This is a genomic window from Roseisolibacter agri (assembly GCF_030159095.1).
GTDB lineage: Bacteria > Gemmatimonadota > Gemmatimonadetes > Gemmatimonadales > Gemmatimonadaceae > Roseisolibacter > Roseisolibacter agri.
On record NZ_BRXS01000003.1, the window covers coordinates 579,587 to 599,174 of the forward strand.

The following is a 19,588-nucleotide window of genomic DNA, read 5'->3' on the forward strand; positions in this document are numbered from 1 at the left end:
TCAGACCTTATCCGAACTTCATCCTTGCAATGCCGTTCGCCGTTCGGGTCCGGCGCACCGACGCAGGCTACCGCTCGCCCGGCCGGTAGCTCCGCACCTTCTGCCGCTCCACGTCCTCGCGGTAGTACGGCACGTCCTTGAACTCCCCGCGCGCGTAGCGCTCCGCCTGGTTCACGAAGTACGGCGACGCCGGATCGCCGCTCACGCCGCCGGCGAGGATGCTCTTCGCCCGCACGCGCGGCCCGAACTCGACCGCCGCCACGAAGCTGTTCCCGCGGTTCCCGTAGATGCGCTTCGTCGTGCGCGGGCCCGTCTGCCCGTACGCCGCCAGCGAGCCCCACGTCGCCGACCCGAACGGCACCGGGAGGCTCGGCTTCGCGTCGTCGTTGGGCTGCACGATGTCGCCGGTGAGGCGCTGGTAGCGGTTGATCTCGCCCCACGGCGTGCGCCACGTGCCGAAGTCGCGCGTCAGCCGCGCCACCGCACGCCCCAGCGCCTCCACCCGCTCGTGCGGCGCGACGCCCGTCGCCAGGTACTCGAACACCGACACGCCGCGCGCGCGCGCCGCCGGGGCGCTGCGCGCCATCAGCTCCTCGCCCCAGTAGTGCGCGAGCGACGTCGGCACCGACGCCAGGCCGAAGCGGCGGTCCCAGTCGCGCAGCGCCGCCACCGGCTCCGCCAGCTGCGTCCGCAGCGTGTCGGTCGCCGGCAGCGCCTCCCAGTCGCGCACCAGCAGCGGCACGTACGTGTCGAACGCCGGCAGCCAGGAGTCGTACGCCGCCGCGATCAGCCCGTCGAGCGTGAACCCCGTCTTCCCCTCCAGCACACGGAGCGCGTGCGGCCCGCGCCACTGGAAGCCGCTGGCGTTCATGTAGCGCGCGAACCTGGTCGAGTCGGGGCTCGCGGCCGTCGTCACGGCGGCCCGCCACGGCCAGTCGTTGCTGTTGTAGAGGAGGCCCGACGCCGGGTTCCTGAGCGCGATCAGGTCGGAGACGGCGTGCAGCCCCTTCCAGTCCGTGCGCGGATCGCTGCCGTCCACCGGCTTCGTGAAGTCGATCGTCGTGTCGCGCTTCGGCACGAAGTTGCCGTGCCAGTAGGCGACGTTGCCGTCGGCGTCGGCGTACATCGTGTTGTTCGACGAGTTGGTGCGCAGCTCCATCACCTGCGCGAACTGCGCGTACGTGCGCGCCTTCGTCCGCAGGTACGACTGCTGCAGCGCCTTGACCTCCTCCTGCATCAGCCGCACGGCCACCCACTTCCCGTCGGCCGCGCGCACCACCGGGCCGTGGTGGCTGAAGTACGCCGTCACCACGCGCTGCCCCATCCCGCCCGACGGCAGCCGGTACGGCAGCGTGATCGCCTTCGCGCGCAGCGCGCGCTCGCCGTTGCCGTATCGGTAGAAGTGCTGCCCGTTCCGCTCCGTCACCGTCTCCAGGTACTCGTCGATCACGTCGCCGCCGCCCGACGTGTGCATCCATCCCAGGCGGTCGTTGAAGCCCTGGTAGACGAAGAACTGGCCCCACGTCACGGCGCCGTACGCGTTCAGCCCCGCCTCGCTGACGACGTGCACCTCGGGGCGGAAGTAGAACGACGTGTGCGGGTTGATGAGCAGCAGCGCGTGCCCGCTCGCGCTGTTCTTCGGCGCGATCGCGATGCCGTTCGAGCCGCCGGGCTCGGGGTTCGCGGGCGCCTCCTTCGTCACGCGCGGGCCGCGCGCGGGCGCGTTCCCGGCGGGCCGCGGGCCGTAGAACGCCGCCAGGTCGTCCAGGTCCACGCTCTCGATGTCGCCGCCGATGCTCCCCTCGCTGAACGTCAGCGCCATCCACGGCTCGAAGCGCGTCAGGAGGCGCGGCTTCACCTCGGGGTGCGTCGCGAGGTAGTAGTTGAGCCCATCGGCCCACGCGTTCATCAGCGCCTTCAGCCACGCGGGGCTGGCCGCGTACTTGGCGCGCATGTCCGCCGGGTCGATGAACAGCTTCATCCGCAGGTCGCGCCAGATCTCGCGCTCCCCCTCCACCTCGGCCAGCCGCCCCATCGCGTTGATGAAGTTCGTCTCGACGCGGTTGAAGTCGTCCTCCGCCTGCGCGTACACGAGGCCGAAGACGGCGTCCGCGTCGGACTTCCCGTAGACGTGCGCCACGCCCGAGCTGTCGCGGACGATGGTCACACGCTGCGCGATCGCGCGCTGACGGGCGAGGGCGGCGGACGCCGTGCCCTGCGCGCCGAGCGGCGCGGCGCTCGGCGCGAGGAGCGCGGCGGTGAGGGCACTGACGGCGAGGGCGGGGAGCAGCGGGTGTCGCATGGGCACGGGCGGTCCGGAGCTGGGTGAGCGGGGCATCGCAGCCCGGAAGCTACCCTGCGCGCAGCGTCCGTCCACGCTCCGCCCTGCTGCGCGTGCAGGTCTGGTCCGTCGCGCCGGACCCCTGTTGCCTTTGGGAGGGATACGGATGCTCCGGATGTGAACGGATGCTCCGGATCGTCCCGCGTGGCGGCGACGTCCCATGCGCTTCACGGAGCGATCCGAATGATCCGCTCCGATCCGGAGCATCCGCATCCTCCCCAAGAGGCAAACGGCGGCGGCCCGCGCGTCGCCCAGCGCCCGGCGTCGCCGGTGCGTAGAGCGGGCGGCGGGGCGCCGAGGAGCGCGCCGCCCGACTCGCCGCACCCGCCGCTCCACCTGCATGCGCCTCCCCGTCCTCCCGCTCCGTCGGGCTGCCCTCGCCGCGGCCGTCCTCGCGCCGGCCGCGGCGCACGCCCAGGCCGCACGCCCCGCAGCGCGCCCCGTGGCGGCCGCGCCGGTCGTCCGCGTGGACCTCGCGCGCGACCGCGTCGGCCGCGAGCCCACGAGCTTCGTGCCGATGGTCGGCAACTGGGTCGTCACGACCGACGCCGGCCGCAAGGTCGTGATGGTCGACGGGCGCGCGTGGAAGCGCGGGCAGCCCGCCGGCGGCCTCGCCGACAAGGCGCGCGCGATCTACGGCGCGCGGCACGAGGACTTCATCGACAACGTCAAGGCGTTCGCGTACTTCCCGATCGCCGTCGCGCGCGACGTCCCCGACTTCCGCAACGGCGACGTCTCGCTGCGCTTCAAGATGATCGCCGGGACGCTCGACCGGTGCGCGGGCATCCTGTTCGACGTGAAGCCCGACGGCGACTACCTCGCCGTGCGCTTCAACGGCACCGAGGACAACGTCGTGCTCTGGACCTTCACCGACGGCACGCGGAGCTTCGTGAAGCGCGGCGCGCAGAACTTCCCGCTGGAGCTGGGGACGTGGCACGAGCTGCGCGCGAGCGTCCACGGCACCGACTTCAAGGCGTACCTCGACGGGCAGCTGGTGCTCGAGCACACGCTGAAGGCGCCCGTCTCGGGGAAGGTCGGCCTCTGGTCGAAGACGGACAGCATGTCCGAGTTCGCCGACTTCACCGTCACCCCGACGGCCCAGTGACGCGCGCCGTGCGCCTCCTCGCGCGCCTCCTCTTCGGCGTCGTGCTGCTGCTCGGCGCGCGCCCCGCGAGCGCACAGGCCGTCCGCAAGGACGCGCCCGCGCGCGCGCCGCGCACCACGCGCCGCTGCCGCGTGGACAGCGCCGCGCAGTGGTTCCGCCGCCAGCGCGCGTGGGCCGACGAGTCACGCCACGACTGGAGCGACGAGCCGCTGCGCGCCGCGCTGCTGCGCGCCGCGGGCATCGACGCCGCGGACGCCGCGCTGCCCGGCTTCGAGATCGTGGGCCGCGCCGCCGACGCGCCCGCCCGCGGCGACGCGGCCGAGCGGACGCGGATGCTGGACTCGCTGCGCGCGCTGGCGAAGGATCGCCGCGCGCAGTGGCCCACGCGCTCCGTCGTCGGCCCCGCCGGCGTCCACGCGGTCTGGCTGCTGGTCGCCGCCGACTCGGCGCTCTCGCGCACCGCGCTGCACCGGATGATGGAGGCCGGCCCCGACGAGTCGCCGCCCGCCGCCGTCGCCACGCTCGAGGACCGGCTGCGCGTCGCGGCCGGCCGCAAGCAGATCTACGGCACGCAGTTCGTGCTCGCGCCCGACGGCACGCCGCAGCCCGCGCCGCTCGAGGACCCGCCGCGCGTGGACCTGCGCCGCGACGCCGCCGGGCTGCCGCCGCTCGCCGCGTCCGTGTGCGCGTCGCGCGCGCCGCCGCGCCCCTGACCCTCCTCCCACCATCTCGTCGTCGATGCCGATCGCCGTACCCGCACTCGCCGTCTCCACGCGCGCGCTCGGACGCGCCGCCCTCCTCGCGCTGCTCGCCGCCCCCGCGGCCGCGCACGCCCAGCGGACCGGGACCCTGCGCGGGACCGTGACCGCCGCCACCGAGAAGTCGCCGCTCGCCGGCGCGCGCGTGGCCATCGTGACGCCGGAGCGCGTCGCCATCACCGGACCCGCGGGCCGCTACGCGCTCCGCAACCTCCCCGCCGGCCACTACGAGGTGCTGATCACGGCACTCGGCCGCGCGCCGCAGCGGCGGGAGATCGACGTCGCCGCCGGCGACACCGCGACGCTCGACGTCGCCCTCGCCGACGGATCGCTCCTCCTCTCCAGCGTCGTCACGACCGCGACGCGCACGCCGCTGGAGGCGAGCCGCGTCGCCACGACGGTGAACGTGCTGACGCCGGAGCACGTGCGCACGAGCCCCGCCCGCGAGTCGCAGGACCTGCTGCGCGAGATCCCGGGCGTCGAGCTGCCGCGCACGTCGAGCCTCGTCGGCGGCACCGCGCAGATCGTCTCGATCCGCGGCGTGGACGAGGGGCGCACGGCGGTGCTCTTCGACGGCATCCCGGTGAACGACGCCTGGGGCGAGTGGATCGAGTGGGGGCGCGTGCCGAAGGGGATGCTCGATCGCGTGGAGGTGGTCTCCGGCGGCACGTCGAGCCTCTACGGCAACGGCGCGATGGGCGGCGTCATCTCCTTCTTCTCGCGGCCGCTCGCGCCGGGCGCCGTGACGGCGACTGTCGAGGGCGGGAGCCGCGACGCGCGCCACGTCTACGCGGCCGCGGGCGTCCCGATCTGGGGCGCGCTGACCGCGAACGTCAGCGCCGACTACCAGGACGGCGGCGGCTACCGGCTGGTGGGCGCGGGCACCACGCGCGCGACCATCGCGGGCCGCGACACGATGGTGTCCACGGTCGCGCCGGGGCTCGTCGACGTCGCGTCGGGCGTCGTCCAGCGCAACGCGTACCTGCGGCTGAACTACGCGCCGTCGGCGCGGTGGTCCGCGTTCGCGACGGGGCACCTGTTCGGCGACACGCGCGGCACGGGCACGCCGCTCTCGCGCCAGACGCGCGAGCTGCAGCACGTGGACCTGGGCGTCGACTACGGCACCGCGGCCACCGGCCGGCTCAGCGTGCGCGCGTGGGACGGCCGGCAGGACGAGCACCAGCGCTCCGCCACGGTGCGCGCGAGCTCGGCGACCTGCGCGACGGCGTCGACCATCGCGCGGCAGTGCGAGGACAGCAGCGTGGTGGCCGACATCCCGAGCCACGACTGGGGCGCCTCCGCGCTCTGGACGCGCGCGGTGCCCGGCCTCGAGTCGATCACGATCGGCGGCGACTACCGGCACTACAGCGGCAACTACGACGAGGTCGACTTCAACACGTCGTGCCCCGGCGCCAGCTGCGGCCGCATCACGCGCACGATCCTCTCCGGCGGCGAGCAGGCGCTGAGCGGCGCCTTCGTGCAGGCCATCGCCGCGCCGGTCGCGCCGCTGCGCGTGGAGCTGAGCGCGCGCGTGGACCGCTGGGACAACACGAACGGCCGCTCCGCGGACGCGACGGCCGGCGTCACGAGCTACCCCGACAGCAGCGCCGTCGCCTTCTCGCCGCGCGTCGGCGCGCGGTGGCAGCTGCTGCGCGGCCTCGCGGTGCACGGCGCCTACTACCAGGCCTTCCGCGCGCCGAACCTGGCCGAGCTCTATCGCAAGCAGATCACGCCGACGCAGGTCACGCTCCCCAATCCGTACCTCAAGGCGGAGCGCGCGCTCGGCCGCGAGGTGGGGCTGGAGTGGCAGCCGGCGGCGTGGGTGGACGTGAAGGGGACGTGGTACGTCGCCGACTACCGCGACTTCAACGTGCCGACGACGCTCTCCACCACGGGCGGCGTGACGACGCGCCAGCGGCGCAACGTGACGCGCACGCGCAGCCAGGGCGCCGAGGCGTACGTCGCGCTCCGACCGATCGAGGCGCTGTTCCTCAGCGCGGGCGTCAGCTACGACGACGCGCGCCAGCAGTCGAACATCGCCGACCCGGCGCACAAGCCGCACGTCAACCGCGTCCCCTCGCCGCGCCAGACGCTCCGCGCGACGTACACCTCGCCGCTGCTCGGCGCCTACACGGCGATCTGGCGCCACGAGGGGCACACGACGACGCTGCAGGGGGCGTGGCTCGACCCCTTCACGGTCGTGGACCTGCACGGGCGCCGCGAGGTGATCCCGGGCGTCTCCGCGTTCGCCGCGCTGGAGAACGTCGGCGACACGCGCTACCAGGTGAACCTCACCGGCGCGGGCACGAGCGCGCTGATGTCGTACGGCATGCCGCGCACGCTGCGCGTCGGCCTGACGCTCGACCGGCAGTGATGGAATCGCCCGCGCGCCTCGCCGTGCGCGCGCTGCGCAAGCGCTTCGGGGCGATCGAGGCGGTGCGCGACGCGACGTTCGACGTGCGCGCGGGCGAGGTCGTGGGGCTCCTCGGCCCCAACGGCGCGGGGAAGAGCACGATCCTGGAGTGCCTCGCCGGGCTCCTCCCCGCCGACGGCGGCACGGTGCACGTGGACGGACGCGCGCTCGCGCCCGACGCGCGCCGCGCGGCGCTGTTCTACCTGCCCGACGGCGTCGCGCCGTGGCCCGACGCGACCGTCGCTCACGTGCTGGACCTCGCGGCCGACGCGTGGGGCACGCCCGCCGACGCGCGGCGCGCGTGGGCCGACGACGCGGCCGTCGCGCTCGACGTGGCCGCGCTGCGCGACCGCCGCGTCGGCGCGCTCTCCAAGGGGCAGCGCAAGCGCGTGCTGGTCGCGCTGGCGCTGCTCGTGCCGCGGCCGCTCGTGCTGATGGACGAGCCGTTCGATGGGCTCGACCTGCGGCAGACGCGCGCGGCGATCGCGCTCTTCCGCCGCGTCGTGGCCGGCGGCCGGTCGCTGCTCGTGTCGATCCACGCGATGCGCGACGCGGAGCGCGTCTGCGACCGGCTGGTGCTCGTGAGCGACGGCGTCGCGCGGGCCGAGGGGACGCCGGACGCGCTGCGCGCGCAGGCGGGGCTGCCGGGCGGCGACCTCGAGGACGTCTTCCTCGCGCTGGCGTGAGCGGCACGGCACGCGCCCTTCGCGCGCTGTTCCGCAAGGAGTGGCGCGAGCTCGCGGCCTCGCGCGCCACGCTGCTCTTCGCCGCCGCGCTCGGGCCACTCGTGGGCGACGCGTACCGCACCGCCGCGCGCGCCTACGCGGAGGCGAGCGGCGCGGCGGGCGGGCCGGCGGCGCTCGCGCAGGGGCTCAGCCCCCTGGACGGCATCGTCGTGCCGACGTTCGGCGCGTACGCGCTGGCGGCGGCGCTGCTCTTCCCCTTCGTCGTGATCCGGCTCGTGTCGGCCGAGAAGGAGAGCGGCGCGCTGCGGCTGTTGCTGCAGGCGCCGACCGGCGTGGGCGCGCAGCTCGCGGTGAAGGCGGCGACGCTGCTGACGGCGTGGCTGCTGGCGTGGATGCCCGGCCTCATCGCGCTCGCGCTCTGGCGTGCGTCCGGCGGCCATCTCGATGCCGCGGAGACGCTCGCGGTGCTGATGGGCCACCTGCTGCGCGGCGCGCTGGTGGTCGCGCTGGGCGCGCTCGCGGCGGCGGTCACGGAGAGCGCGGCCAGCGCGGCCGTCGTCGCGCTCGCGGCGACGCTGGGCGCGTGGGCGCTCGACTTCGCGGCGCAGGTGAACGGCGGCGCGCTGGTGGCGGTGGCGCGCTTCACCCCCGACGCCGCGCTGCGCGCGTTCGAGCGCGGCGAGGTGCGGCTGGACGTGACCGCGGTCGTCGTCGTCACGGTGGCGGGACTGCTCGCGCTCGCGGCGGCGTGGCTGCATCCGGGGCGCGCGCGCACGCCGCGCCTCGCGCGCACGGCGGTGGTGCTGGCGCTGCTCGCCGTCGCGCTGCCCGCGGCGGCGCGCCTGCGCGCGAGCGCGGACGCGAGCGAGGACCGGCGCAACTCGCTGTCCGCCGCCGACGCGCGCGCGCTCGCCGCCGTGCGCGCGCCGCTGCGCGTGACCGTCCACCTCGCGCCCGAGGACCCGCGGCTGGCGGACCTGGAGGGCGGCGTGCTGCGGAAGCTGCGCCGCGCGCTGCCACGCGTGGACGTGCGCTACGCCGCGTCCACGTCCACGGGGCTGTTCGAGCGTCCGGGCGAGCGCTACGGCGAGATCTGGTACGAGATGTCGGGGCGGCGCGCGCTGCAGCGCTCCACCACGGAACCGATCGTCCTCGAGACCGTGTACGGGCTGGCCGGCATCGCGCAGCCCGCGCCCGACGACGCGCCCGCATATCCCGGCCATCCGCACCGCGCGCCCACGCGCGGCACGGCGTGGCTGCTCTTCGGCGCGTGGCCGCTGGCCGTCACGCTGCTCTGGCTCCTGGGCCGACGGCAGCGCACGGGACCCGAACGGCGAACTGCTTCAGACAGGATTACGACGGATTGAACGGACAAGAGCCGGATTACGCTCCACGCGGAGCGAGAGGCTGTCCCGCCACGCGGAGCGTAATCCGGCTCTTGTCCGTCTAATCTGTCTAATCCTGTCTAATGCTTTTCAGGGTCCGGCGCGCCGACCGTCCTCACGAGCTGCACGACAGCATCGAGCACCCCGCGCGGTCGCGCGCCCACTCGGGCCGCCGCGCGGCGAACTGCGCATGCTCGGGCTGGTCGTCGTACGGGCGGCGCATGACCTCCAGCAGCGTGTGCACCATCGACGGGTCGCCCGCCTCCGCCGCGTCGATCGCCTGCTGCGCGAGGTAGTTGCGGAGCACGTAGCGCGGGTTGGCGGCGTGCATGCGCGCGCGCCGCGCCGCGAACGGCTCGCCGGCCGCGACCAGCGCGTGCCAGCGCCGCAGCCACGCGGCCAGCGTCGCGCCGTGCGCCGCGCGCTTGTCCGCGTCGTAGAAGACGTCGCCGAGCAGCGCCAGCGCGGCATCATCGTCATCGGGCACCGTCTCGATCTCGCCGAGCGCGCGGAAGAACAGCGTGTAGTCCACCTCCGCCTCGTAGAGCAGCGCGAACGCCTCGCCCACGAGCGCGCGCGCCGGGTCGGTGGCGTCGCTCAGCGCCGGCAGCCCGAACTTCGCCGCCAGCATCGCGTCGTACTCGGCCACGTACGTCGCGTGGTAGCGGTCGATGCCCGCCTGCAGCGGCTCGACCGACGGGAAGAGCGGCGAGATCGCGCGCGCCAGCTGCATCAGGTTCCACTGCGCGATCGCGGGCTGCTGCTCGTAGCGGTAGCGCCGCCCGCCCGCGTCGGTGGTGTTGGGCGTCCACGTCGGGTCGAAGTCGTCGAGCCACCCGTACGGCCCGTAGTCGATCGTGAGGCCCAGGATCGACATGTTGTCGGTGTTCATCACCCCGTGCACGAAGCCCACGCGCATCCAGTGCACGATCATGCGTGCCGTGCGCTCGCACACCTCGCGGAACCAGCCGGCCCGCATCTCCTCGGCCGTGCCCTCGAGATGCGGGTAGTCGCGCGCGATGGTGAAGTCGACGAGCCGCGCCAGGTTCTCGGTGTCGCCGCGGGCGGTGAAGATCTCGAAGTTGCCGAAGCGGATGAACGACGGCGCGACGCGGCACACGACCGCGCCCGGCTCGGGGCGCGGGTGGCCGTCGTAGAACATGTCGCGCACGACCTGCTCGCCCGTCGTCACGACGGACAGCGCGCGCGTCGTCGGCACGCCCAGGTGGTGCATCGCCTCGCTGCACAGGAACTCGCGGATGGACGAGCGCAGCACGGCGCGCCCGTCCGCGGTGCGCGAGTAGGGCGTGGGGCCCGCGCCCTTGAGCTGCAGCTCCCACCGCTCGCCGGCCGCGTTGACGACCTCGCCGAGCGTGATCGCGCGCCCGTCGCCGAGCTGGCCGGCCCAGTGCCCGAACTGGTGGCCGCCGTAGCACGCGGCGTACGGCTGCATGCCGGGGAGCAGCGCGTTGCCGCCGAACACCTCCGCGAACCACGGCTCGCGCACGTCGTCCTCGGTGAAGCCGACGAGCGCCGCGACCTCGCGCGCGTGCGCCAGCAGCCGCGGCGCGGCCACGGGCGTCGGCGCGACGGGGCTCCAGGCGGCGCCGAGCACCTGCCGGCGGCGGGGCGACTGCTCGGGGTCGCCGGGCAGCTCGGCGACGAAGCGATTGTCGAAGGTGGGAAGCGTGGGTGCGGCGGTCACGGCGATGCGGGCAGCGGTCGATGCGGCGCGGAACGAGGGCGCACCTGTGCTACACCACGAATCGTGCGCGGCCGAGTCCTTGGGCCTTCGGAGGGGATGCGAATGCTTCGGATCTGAACGAATGCTTCGGATCGCTCCTCGAAGCGCACGGAGCGTGGCCGCCATGCGGGACGATCCGGAGTATCCGCACTCATCCGAAGGATCCGCATCCCCCCAACAGGCACGGTCGTCCGGCGCGCCGATCAGCGGTGCCCGTCCAGCCGGTCGAAGTCGCGGGCGGGGATCTCGACGGTCGTGAAGCCGTTCGTCACCCACGCGCTCTCCAGCCCGAGCGACGTGCGCAGCCAGCGGTAGAGCTGCACGTCCGACAGGCTCGGCGCGTTGGCGCCGGCGACGTCCGCGTCGCGCTTCTCGAGATAGAACGGGTGGTTGTGCAGGTGCGCGCGCACCGTCCACCCGTCGGCGCGGTCGCGCGCGACGTGCGCCATGAGCGGATCGAGCTTCGGCGGCCACGGCGCGCCGCTGGCCGCCTGGTAGACGCGCAGCTGCGCGGGCCGCTCGCCGGTCGCGGCACGGTGGAGCAGCAGCGCCTGGAGCTCCGTCGGGCGCGCGGCCATCGGGAAGCGCGCCGCCTGCGCGTCGATCAGCAGCGCCTCCAGGCAGCCGATCGGGCGGAGCGTCCCGACGACGCCGTCGCGCACGAGGCGCCCGTTCCCAGCCTCGCGCCGCAGCGTCGAGTCGGGGCGGCTGCCCAGGTGGTCGATCTGCCGCTGGAGGAGCGTGCGCGCGTCGGTCGCGCCGAGCGCGGCGGCGACCGTGTCGCGGAACGCGCGGAGCGCGGGCAGCGCGGCAGGGTCCCAGACGGTCGGCAGGGCGTCGGCCGGGAGGGTCCATCGCTGCCAGGCCGTGTCGGCGCGCTGCGCCAGGATCTCCGGTGCGGCCGGCCAGGCACAGCGACCCGCCGGACGCGTCGCCGCCCCCGGACGCGCGCAGGCCGTACAGGCGGCGAGGATGCCGCCCCCGAGGACGGCCAGGGTCACGCCGCGCTTGACGGATCGAACGAGCGAGCATATATAACTCACAGGTTATATAAATAGAGAGCTATCCGATGCGCCTCTCGCCGCACCTCGACGCGACCTTCGCCGCCCTCGCCGACCCGACGCGGCGCGCCATCCTCGCCCGGCTGGCCACCGGCGAGGCGACCGTGACCGAGCTGGCCGAGCCGTTCGCGATGAGCCAGCCGGCGATCTCGAAGCACCTCAAGGTGCTCGAGCGCGCCGGCCTGATCAGCCGCGGGCGCGACGCCCAGCGGCGGCCGTGCCGCCTGGAGGTGGGCCCGCTCGACGAGGCGACCGCCTGGATCGAGCGCTACCGCGAGCTCTGGGCCGCCAACTACCAGCGCCTCGACGCCCTGCTCGGCGAGCTCCGGGCGGCGCACGGCGACGACTCCACCACCAAGGGAGGCTGACCATGCCGCACACGCTCGACGTGACCCTGCCGTCCGACCGCGAGATCCGCGTCACGCGCACCTTCGACGCGCCGCGCGCGGTCGTCTTCGCCTGCCACACGGAGCCCGACCTCGTGCGCCGCTGGCTCCTCGGCCCGCCGGGGTGGAGCATGCCCGTGTGCGACATCGACCTGCGCGAGGGCGGGCAGTACCGCTACGTCTGGCGCAGCGACGCCGACGGGAGCGAGTTCGGCTTCCGCGGCGAGTTCCGCGAGATCGTCGCGCCGGAGCGCGTGGTGCACACCGAGCGACCCGACGCCGCCGCGAACATGGGCGACGCGCTCTGCACGCTGACGCTCGTCGAGCGCGACGGCCGCACGACGCTCACGCAGACGATGCGCTTCGACACGCCCGCGATCCGCGACCAGGCGCTGCAGACGGGGATGACGGACGGGATGGGCGCGAGCTACGACCGCCTGGAGCGCGAGCTCCTCCAGCAGCCGGTCGGCTGAGGGCGGGCGTCCGCCGCGCGCGCGCTCGCGACACTTGCGGCGCGCGGCGGACGCCCGCACCGTCGGGGCATCTTTCCGGAGGTCGCCATGCTGCGTGCCGTTCGGTCTGCCGCCCTGCTCCTCGCGCTCGCCACCGTCCCTGCCGCCGCGCAGGACCACGCGCACCCGCGCGACACGACGGCCGAGCGGCTGGGGACCGTGCACTTCCCGACGTCGTGCGCACCGGCCGTCGCGCCGCGCTTCGACCGCGCCGTCGCGCTCCTGCACTCGTTCGAGTTCGGCGCATCGCTGCGCGCGTTCAACGAGGTCCTCGCCGCCGACTCGACGTGCGCGATGGCGCACTGGGGGATCGCGCTGAGCCGCTGGGGCAACCCGATGGCCGCCGGCAACCGCGCCCCCGCGCTGCTGAGCGCGGGCCGCGCGGCGAGCGATGCCGCCGCGCGCCTGGGCGTGAGCGCCACGGAGCGCGAGCGCGGCTACATCGCGGCGGTGGCGCAGCTGTACGCGGAGGCCGAGCGCCGCGACCAGGCGACGCGCGTCGCCGCGTACGAGCGCGCGATGGCCGACCTCGCGGCGCGGCAGCCCGCGGACACCGAGGCGACGATCTTCCACGCGATCGCGCTCACCGCGTCCGCGTCGCCCACCGACAAGACGTACGCGCGGCAGCTGCAGGCGGGCGCCATCCTCGAGCCGCTCTGGGCGGCGCAGCCGGATCACCCGGGGCTCGCGCACTACATCATCCACACCTACGACTACCCGCCGCTGGCCGCGAAGGCGCGCGCGGCGGCGCAGCGCTACTCGCGCATCGCGCCGTCGGCCGCGCACGCGAGGCACATGCCCTCGCACACCTTCACCCGCGTGGGCCTGTGGCGCGAGTCCGTCGAGTCCAACCTCGGCTCGATCGACGTCGCGCTGCGCAGCGCGTCCATCGGCGAGGCGCTGCACGCGTCCGACTACGTGACGTACGCGTACCTGCAGATGCGCCGCCTGGACGACGCGCGGCGCGTGCTGGACGGACAGCCGGCGCTCGCGGCGCGCTTCGATCCACAGGCCGTCACGGGCGCCGCGCCTCCGTCCGCCGCCTACTTCGCGATGGCCGCGATTCCCGCGCGCTGGGCGCTGGAGCGGCGCGACTGGGCGCAGGCCGCGCGTCTCGTGCCCACGACCACCGCCTACCCGTGGACGGAGGCGATGACGCACTTCGCGCGCGCCCTCGGCGCATCGCACACGCGCGACCTCGCGACCGCGCGCGCGTCGATCGACTCGCTGGCCGCGATCCAGCCGCGGCTGGTGGCGCGCGGCGAGAGCTACTGGGCCGAGCAGGTGGCGATCCAGCGGCTGGGCGCGCAGGCGTGGCTGGACCACGCGCAGCGGCGCGACGACGCGGCGCTGGCCGCGATGCGCGAGGCCGCCGAGCGCGAGGACGCGTCGGAGAAGTCCGCGGTGACTCCGGGCCCGCTCGCGCCCGCGCGCGAGCTGCTCGGCGACCTGCTGCTGGAGCTCGGCAAGCCCGCGGATGCGCTGGCGGCGTACCGTGCCGCGCTGCGCACCGAGCCCAATCGCTGGCACACGCTCGACGGCGCGCGGCGCGCCGCGCTCGCGAGTGGCGATCGCGCGGCCGCCGCAACGTACGCGGACCAGCTGAAGCAGCTCACCGCACGCTGAGCGTCAGGGCGAGCTGCTCCGCTCCACGGGGCGGTAGAGGTAGATCGTGCCGCTCAGCACGTTCTCGGGCGAGAGGTTGAGGCGGAGGCGCGAGACCCTTCCCTTGTCGCCCGTGAGGTGGGCGTTCAGGAGGGTGAGGAAGAGGCCGGGCTCGACGCGCTCGACGATCGCGGAGTGCCGGTCCGCGAAGGTGTAGTGCCCCTTGAACGTCTCGGTGATGGTCCTCCCGCCCTTCTCATAGGTCCTGACCCACTCCCGATGGACCTTCACCTTGAAGAACTGGATGATGTCCCCCGGCTGCGCGTCCTCGAGTCGCGCGACCGGCTGCCCCCACACGTACAGGTCCTTGCCGAGGTCGTGCGGGGTGCTGGCGCCGGCGTGCTTCAGCGCCGCGAACGGGAAGTCCCAGCAGGTCCCCCTTCCCGGAGCCTTATGCTCCACGCGTGCGCGCGCATAGTCGAGCACGCGCTGCCCCGCGGACTTCGTGGGGGACTTCGGATCGGCCGCGAGCGACGTACCCATGCGAGTACCCTCGGGATGGCGGTGATCGACAGTATTCGATCGCCGGTCGCGGGGCGCCAGCACGGGCGCGGAAACGGCGGAGGACGGAACGGCGGAGGACGGTGAAGCGGAAGACGGAAGGGCGTGAAACGAAGAGGCGGACCCTTCGCGCTTGAAGCCTCAAGCGAAGGTCCGCCTTCTCGTTTCACGCTCCATCGTCTTCCGCCCTTCCGTCCTCCGCCGTTCCGTCCTCCGCTCTTACGGGACCATCGCGACATAGATCGTGTGCCTCGCGCCCGAGCCGGCATGCACTCTCGGCCGATCGATCTCCAGCACGAGCTTCGCGCGCCGCAGCAGCGCCTCGAACGTCCGATCATCGCCCGCGGACCACCACGCCACGCGCCCGCCGCGGCGCAGCGCGTCGGCGGCGAGGCGCACGCCGCCACGGCCGTACAGCGACGCGTTCCCCGCGCTCGTCATCGCCTCGGCGCCGTTGTCCACGTCCAGCATGATGCCGTCGTAGCTCCCGCGGCCCTCGCGCAGCAGCTCCGCGACGTCGGCGTGTCGCAGCTCGACGCGCGGGTCCGCCAGCGCGTCGGCGGCGAGCGGCCACTCGGGGTTGCGGTTCCACGCGATGACCTCGTCCAGCAGCTCGGCCACCACGACGTGCGCGTCCGCGGGCAGCAGGCGCAGCGCCTCGCGCAGCGTGAAGCCGAGCCCCAGCCCGCCGATCAGGACGCGCGCGCCCGCGACGCCGGCGAGCGGCGCGCACACCAGCTCCGCGAGGCGGTCCTCCGAGTGGTGGCGGCGCGTGGACATCAGCTCCACGCCCGACACGCGGATGCTGTACGCACCGTCGTGGCGCAGCAGCGTGAGGACGGTGCCGTCGGGCGCGACGGCCTCGCCGAGCTTCTCCGTGGGCTTCACGTGCCCCTCATGCGCGCGGCGCGTCCAGCGACTCCGCGAACAGCTGTCGCATCGCCGCCCAGCTGCGCGCGTCGGCCGCCGCGTCGTAGCGCGTGCGCTCGGGGTGGCCGGTGCGCAGCTCGACGTCGCGCTCCGTGAAGCTGTGCACCACGCCGCCGTAGGTGTGCAGCTGCCAGTCCGCGCGCGCGGCCGTCATCTCCTGCTCGAACGCGGCGCGCTGCGCGGGCGGGATGCTCGGGTCGTCGGCGCCGATGCACGCCAGCACGCGCGCGCGCACGACGCCCGTCTCCGCCGGACGCTGCGTCGCCAGCCCGCTGTGGAAGCCCACCACCGCGAGCAGCGCCGCGCCGTCGCGCGCCAGCTCGAGGGCCATCGTGCCGCCGAAGCAGAAGCCGATCGCGGCCGTGCGCGCGGCGTCCACCTCGGGGCGCGCGACGAGCGCCGCGAGCGCGCCGCCCGCGCGCGCCCGGATGCGCGCGGGCGTCTCGCGCAGCGCGCGCACCGCGGCGATCGCGGCGTCGAAGTCGGTCATCTGCGTCCCGCCGCCGTGCAGGTCGCACGCGAGCGCCACGTAGCCGAGCGAGGCCAGGCGCGCGGCGCGCTCACGGGCGTGGGCATTGAGGCCGCTGGCGTCGGGGAAGACCAGCACGCCGGGCCGCGCGCCGTCGATGCGCGCGGGGAGGAACAGCTCGCCCGCCATCGCCAGGCCGTCGGCGTCGTAGCGGACCGTCTCGGGAGTCGTCATGTCGTCACCGGCCCTGCGAAGTCATTCCTTGCGCACCGCGTTCACCGGCACCGGCGAGTACGCGACGCCGTCCGACCACGTGCCCGTCGGCGCCCATGCGACGATCGCGCCACGCGCGAGGTCGATCGTGACGACGCGGTTGCGGCCCTGCAGCGTCACGAACGCCCACCGCGAGTCGCGCGAGATCGCCACGCCCTCCGGCGACGGCGACCCCGGCACCTCGGCCGTCGGCAGGAGGCTGTCGGCCGGCACCGCGATCGCGAACCGCTGCCGGCGGTCCGCCGCGCCGAACGCGCGCACCTCGCCCTTCACCGGGTCGCTGACGACCGCAGTGCGCGCGTCCGGCGAGACGGCGATGCGGTACGGCATCCCGAAGCCGCGCAGCGTGTCGAGGGTCGCGCCGGTGCGCGCGTCGAGCACCAGCACGGTGCTGTCCCGGTTGCTGCCGACCCACAGCTGCGCGCCGTCGGGCGTGACGGCAATTCCCTCGGGCGCGCGGCCGACCTTCAGCAGCCGCACCGAGTCGCGCCCGCTCACGTCGAGGGCCGAGACGGTGGCGTCGGGGATGTTGGCGGTGAAGACGCGGTCGCCGCGCGCGGTGAGCGCCAGCATGTGCGAGCCGCGGCCATTCGTCGCCAGCGTGTCGGCGACGCGCCCGTCGCGCACGTCCACCAGCAGCACCGCGCGGCCGACCTCCGACGTCACCGCGACGAGCGTGTCGCCCGGCAGGAACGCCATCCCGTGCGGCCGCTCGAAGCCCGCGAGCGTGAGCGTGCGCGCTACCGCGGCGCGCGCGACGTCGATGACGGTGATCGTGCTCCCCGGCTTGCCGCGCACGCCGTAGTTGCTCACCAGCGCGGTGCGCCCGTCGTGCGACACCGCGACCTCGTGCGGCCCCTCGCCCGTCGGCAGCGTCGCGTGCACGCGCCCCGTCGCCGCGTCGATGATGGTGGCGGTGTGGTCGTTCATGTTGCTGACGACCAGCGTGCCGGCAGGAGCGCCGGGCCGCTGCGCGAGCAGTGGCGTGGCGGCAAGCAGTGACGCGGCGAGGAGGACGCGAAGGCGGGGCATGCGGGCGCGATGGAGGGTGAGGGTCGCGTCCAAGGTAAGCCAGGCGCCAGGGCGCGGGCGCGACGCGCCGCGGCGTAGCCGTCAGAAGGTTGTCGAAGGGCCCGACCGTTGACAGCCGGCGGCGCGGCGTGCGAGCGTGGGGGCAGTGCGCACCGGGGCGCCACCTGTCCGCGGCAAGGGAGCCCGCTCCCACCCGATCGGTTCGTCGTCCGTCGATCGAACCTTCTTCCAGCCTGTCGCTCAGCGGACCTCAGGCGCCATGGGAGGAGGTCGCATGTCCCGGCCGTCCCGGCACGTCACGTCCGCCACCACCCTCGAGTCGCTGCGGCGCGAGGCGAAGCGGTGGCTCCACGCGCTCCGCGCACACGACGCGGAGGCGCACGCGCGGCTCGCGCGCGCCCTGCCCGACGCACCCGCCACGGAAGCGCCGACGCTGCGCGGCGTGCAGCACGCCCTGGCGCGCGAGCACGGCCTGTCCGGCTGGAGCGCGCTCCGCGCCCGCGTCGCCGCACTCGGCGCCACGCGCCGCCACGAGGAGGTCGCCGCGGCGCTCAAGACCGCGTACGACACCGGCGACGCCGCCACGCTGCGCGTGGTGTGGAACTACTTCGGCCACATGCGCGCGCTCGACGGGATGCGCCGCTACGTGCGCCTCGACCTGGGCCGTAGCGAGACGCCGGCGCCCGGCGAGGTGGACACGATCACGCTCGACGAGGCACGGCGCCTGGTCGCGCACGCGCAGGGCTTCGCGACGTGGCAGGCGCTCGTCGACGACGCGCTCACGCTGCCCACCGACGGCCGCCCGATCGCGACGCGCGCGGTCGCGGTGCACGCGGTGGACGACGCGGGCGAGGGACGCGATCCCGTCTTCACGCGCGACTGGGACGCGGCGTTCGCGCTGCTCCGCGAGCGGCGGCTGCCGGCGCTGCGCGCGCACGGGCAGATGACCGACGCACTGCTCGCGCGGCTCGCGCGAGTGCCCGACATCGTCCACGTGACGACGCTGGACCTGAGCGGCTCGCGCGCGGTGACGGACGACGGGCTGCGGCAGCTCGCGCGGCTGCCGCAGCTGCGGCACCTGAACCTGTCGGGGTGCGCGATCAGCGACGCGGGGCTGGCGGTGCTGCGCGACCTGCCGATGCTCGCGTCGCTCGACCTCGCGTGGACGCCCGTCACCGACGCGGGCGCCGCGCACCTCGCGTCCTGCCCGCGCCTGCGCGACGTGAACCTCATGGGCACGCCGTCGGGAGACGGTGCGCTCGCGGCGCTGGCGGGCAACGACGCGCTGCGCACGCTGCGCTCGGGCAGCCGCGTGACGGACGCGGGGCTGCCGGCGCTCCACGACATCCCGGCGTTCCGCACGTGGCTGGGTGGCGCGGAGCGGCTGGAGCTCACCGGCCCGGGCACGCGCCCCAACGCGCTGACGCTGCGCGGGACGTTCACGGACGCGGGGCTCGCACGGCTCGTGGGGCTCGACGGGCTGTACGCGCTCGACCTCGACGACGAGCGCCTGGCGATCACCGGCGCCGGCCTCGCGCCGCTCGCCGCGCTGCCGCATCTCGCCTGGCTCGGCGTCGACGCGAAGGACGCGGACATGGCGCACGTGGCGGCGCTGCCGCACCTGCGCTTCCTCGTCTGCCAGGACACGACCGCCGGCGACGACGGCTTCGTCGCGCTGTCGGCGTCGCGCACGCTGGAGTACCTGTGGGGGCGGCGGTGTCACAACCTGCGCGGGCGCGGCTTCCGCGCGCTGGCGGCGATCCCCACGCTGCGCTCGCTCTCGGTGAGCTGCCTGAACGTGGACGACGACGCGCTCGCGGCGCTGCCGGACTTCCCCGCCCTGCGCGAGCTGATGCCGATGGACGTCCCCGACGACGGCTACCGGCACGTCGCGCGCTGCACGGCGCTGGAGTCGCTGGTGCTGATGTACTGCCGCGAGACGACCGACGCGGCGACCGCGCACGTCGCGACGCTGCCCGCGCTGCGGCGCTACTTCGCGAGCTACACGCGCATCACCGACCGGACGCCCGCGCTGCTGTCGGGCATCGGCACGCTGGAGTCGGTGACGTTCGACAGCTGCGCGGGGCTCACGGACGCGGGGATCGCCGCGCTCGCGCGACTGCCGCGGCTGCGTGAGATGCGCGTGTCGGGGATGGCGGGCGTGACGCCCGCGGTGGGGGCGGCGTTCGGACGGGAGGTGCGGGTGTCGCACGACCCGTGACGTGCTCCGTCGCGCCGGACCCGGAGGAGCGAACTGCATTAGACAGGATTAGACGGATTTAACGGACAAGAGCCGGATTACGCTCCTCGCGGCGCACGGCGCCTCG

General features: G+C 74.7%; 16 protein-coding genes. 9 read left to right on the top strand and 7 right to left on the bottom strand.

Annotation, left to right across the window (positions count from 1 at the left end; translation table 11 throughout):
• Positions 1-67: 67 nt before the first annotated feature.
• Positions 68-2,302, bottom strand: a complete 2,235-nt coding sequence (locus rosag_RS11115; RefSeq protein ID WP_284350426.1) for a penicillin acylase family protein — start codon at positions 2,300-2,302, stop codon at positions 68-70.
• Positions 2,303-2,681: 379 nt separating this feature from the next.
• Between rosag_RS11115 and rosag_RS11120 the strand changes: the two genes are divergently transcribed.
• From rosag_RS11120 to rosag_RS11140, 5 genes are read left to right on the top strand one after another with little or no spacing between them, the layout of a single operon-like run.
• A complete protein-coding gene (locus tag rosag_RS11120; RefSeq protein ID WP_284350199.1) occupies positions 2,682-3,446 on the top strand; it encodes a hypothetical protein in 765 nt (254 codons plus the stop codon).
• The gene (locus rosag_RS11125; RefSeq protein ID WP_284350200.1) at positions 3,443-4,159 is read left to right on the top strand and encodes a DUF6624 domain-containing protein; all 717 of its coding nucleotides are present in this window, start codon (positions 3,443-3,445) and stop codon (positions 4,157-4,159) included. The genes rosag_RS11120 and rosag_RS11125 overlap by 4 nt, the downstream gene beginning before the upstream one ends.
• Positions 4,160-4,184: 25 nt before the next feature.
• A complete protein-coding gene (locus rosag_RS11130; RefSeq protein ID WP_284350201.1) occupies positions 4,185-6,578 on the top strand; it encodes a TonB-dependent receptor in 2,394 nt (797 codons plus the stop codon).
• Positions 6,578-7,303: an ABC transporter ATP-binding protein gene (locus rosag_RS11135; protein ID WP_284350427.1), complete on the top strand. Its 726-nt coding sequence runs from the start codon at positions 6,578-6,580 to the stop codon at positions 7,301-7,303. Before rosag_RS11130 ends, rosag_RS11135 begins: the two co-directional genes overlap by 1 nt.
• A complete protein-coding gene (locus tag rosag_RS11140) occupies positions 7,300-8,670 on the top strand; it encodes an ABC transporter permease subunit (protein ID WP_284350202.1) in 1,371 nt (456 codons plus the stop codon). Before rosag_RS11135 ends, rosag_RS11140 begins: the two co-directional genes overlap by 4 nt.
• A 133-nt stretch (positions 8,671-8,803) precedes the next feature.
• Here the strand turns inward: rosag_RS11140 and rosag_RS11145 are convergent, their stop codons facing one another.
• Entirely contained in the window at positions 8,804-10,393 is a 1,590-nt protein-coding gene (locus rosag_RS11145) for a protein adenylyltransferase SelO (protein WP_284350203.1), read from the bottom strand.
• A 242-nt stretch (positions 10,394-10,635) separates the two neighbouring features.
• Positions 10,636-11,433, bottom strand: coding sequence for a hypothetical protein (locus rosag_RS11150; protein WP_284350204.1), 798 nt, complete (start codon positions 11,431-11,433; stop codon positions 10,636-10,638).
• Positions 11,434-11,501: 68 nt separating this feature from the next.
• Here rosag_RS11150 and rosag_RS11155 point away from each other — a divergent pair, with 68 nt between their 5' ends.
• From rosag_RS11155 to rosag_RS11165, 3 genes are all read left to right on the top strand, one after another.
• Positions 11,502-11,861: an ArsR/SmtB family transcription factor gene (locus rosag_RS11155; RefSeq protein WP_284350205.1), complete on the top strand. Its 360-nt coding sequence runs from the start codon at positions 11,502-11,504 to the stop codon at positions 11,859-11,861.
• A 2-nt stretch (positions 11,862-11,863) separates the two neighbouring features.
• Positions 11,864-12,352: an SRPBCC family protein gene (locus rosag_RS11160; protein WP_284350206.1), complete on the top strand. Its 489-nt coding sequence runs from the start codon at positions 11,864-11,866 to the stop codon at positions 12,350-12,352.
• Positions 12,353-12,439: 87 nt separating this feature from the next.
• Positions 12,440-14,017 (top strand): hypothetical protein, encoded by a 1,578-nt coding sequence (locus rosag_RS11165; protein WP_284350207.1) that lies wholly within the window; start codon positions 12,440-12,442, stop codon positions 14,015-14,017.
• A gap of 3 nt (positions 14,018-14,020) precedes the next feature.
• Here the strand turns inward: rosag_RS11165 and rosag_RS11170 are convergent, their stop codons facing one another.
• The 4 genes from rosag_RS11170 to rosag_RS11185 form a co-directional block, all read right to left on the bottom strand.
• Positions 14,021-14,539, bottom strand: coding sequence for an NlpC/P60 family protein (locus tag rosag_RS11170; protein ID WP_284350208.1), 519 nt, complete (start codon positions 14,537-14,539; stop codon positions 14,021-14,023).
• Positions 14,540-14,776: 237 nt separating this feature from the next.
• Positions 14,777-15,445 carry a spermidine synthase family protein gene (locus rosag_RS11175; RefSeq protein ID WP_284350209.1) on the bottom strand — a complete coding sequence of 223 codons (669 nt, stop codon included), beginning with the start codon at positions 15,443-15,445 and terminating at the stop codon, positions 14,777-14,779.
• A 7-nt stretch (positions 15,446-15,452) separates the two neighbouring features.
• Complete coding sequence (locus rosag_RS11180) at positions 15,453-16,190, bottom strand: dienelactone hydrolase family protein (protein ID WP_284350210.1); 738 nt, start codon at positions 16,188-16,190, stop codon at positions 15,453-15,455.
• A gap of 21 nt (positions 16,191-16,211) precedes the next feature.
• A complete protein-coding gene (locus rosag_RS11185; protein ID WP_284350211.1) occupies positions 16,212-17,261 on the bottom strand; it encodes a YncE family protein in 1,050 nt (349 codons plus the stop codon).
• 274 nt (positions 17,262-17,535) lie between these two features.
• On the opposite strand from rosag_RS11185, the gene rosag_RS11190 reads away from it, so the two are divergent.
• A complete protein-coding gene (locus rosag_RS11190) occupies positions 17,536-19,482 on the top strand; it encodes a hypothetical protein (RefSeq protein WP_284350212.1) in 1,947 nt (648 codons plus the stop codon).
• The last annotated feature ends 106 nt before the right edge of the window (positions 19,483-19,588 follow it).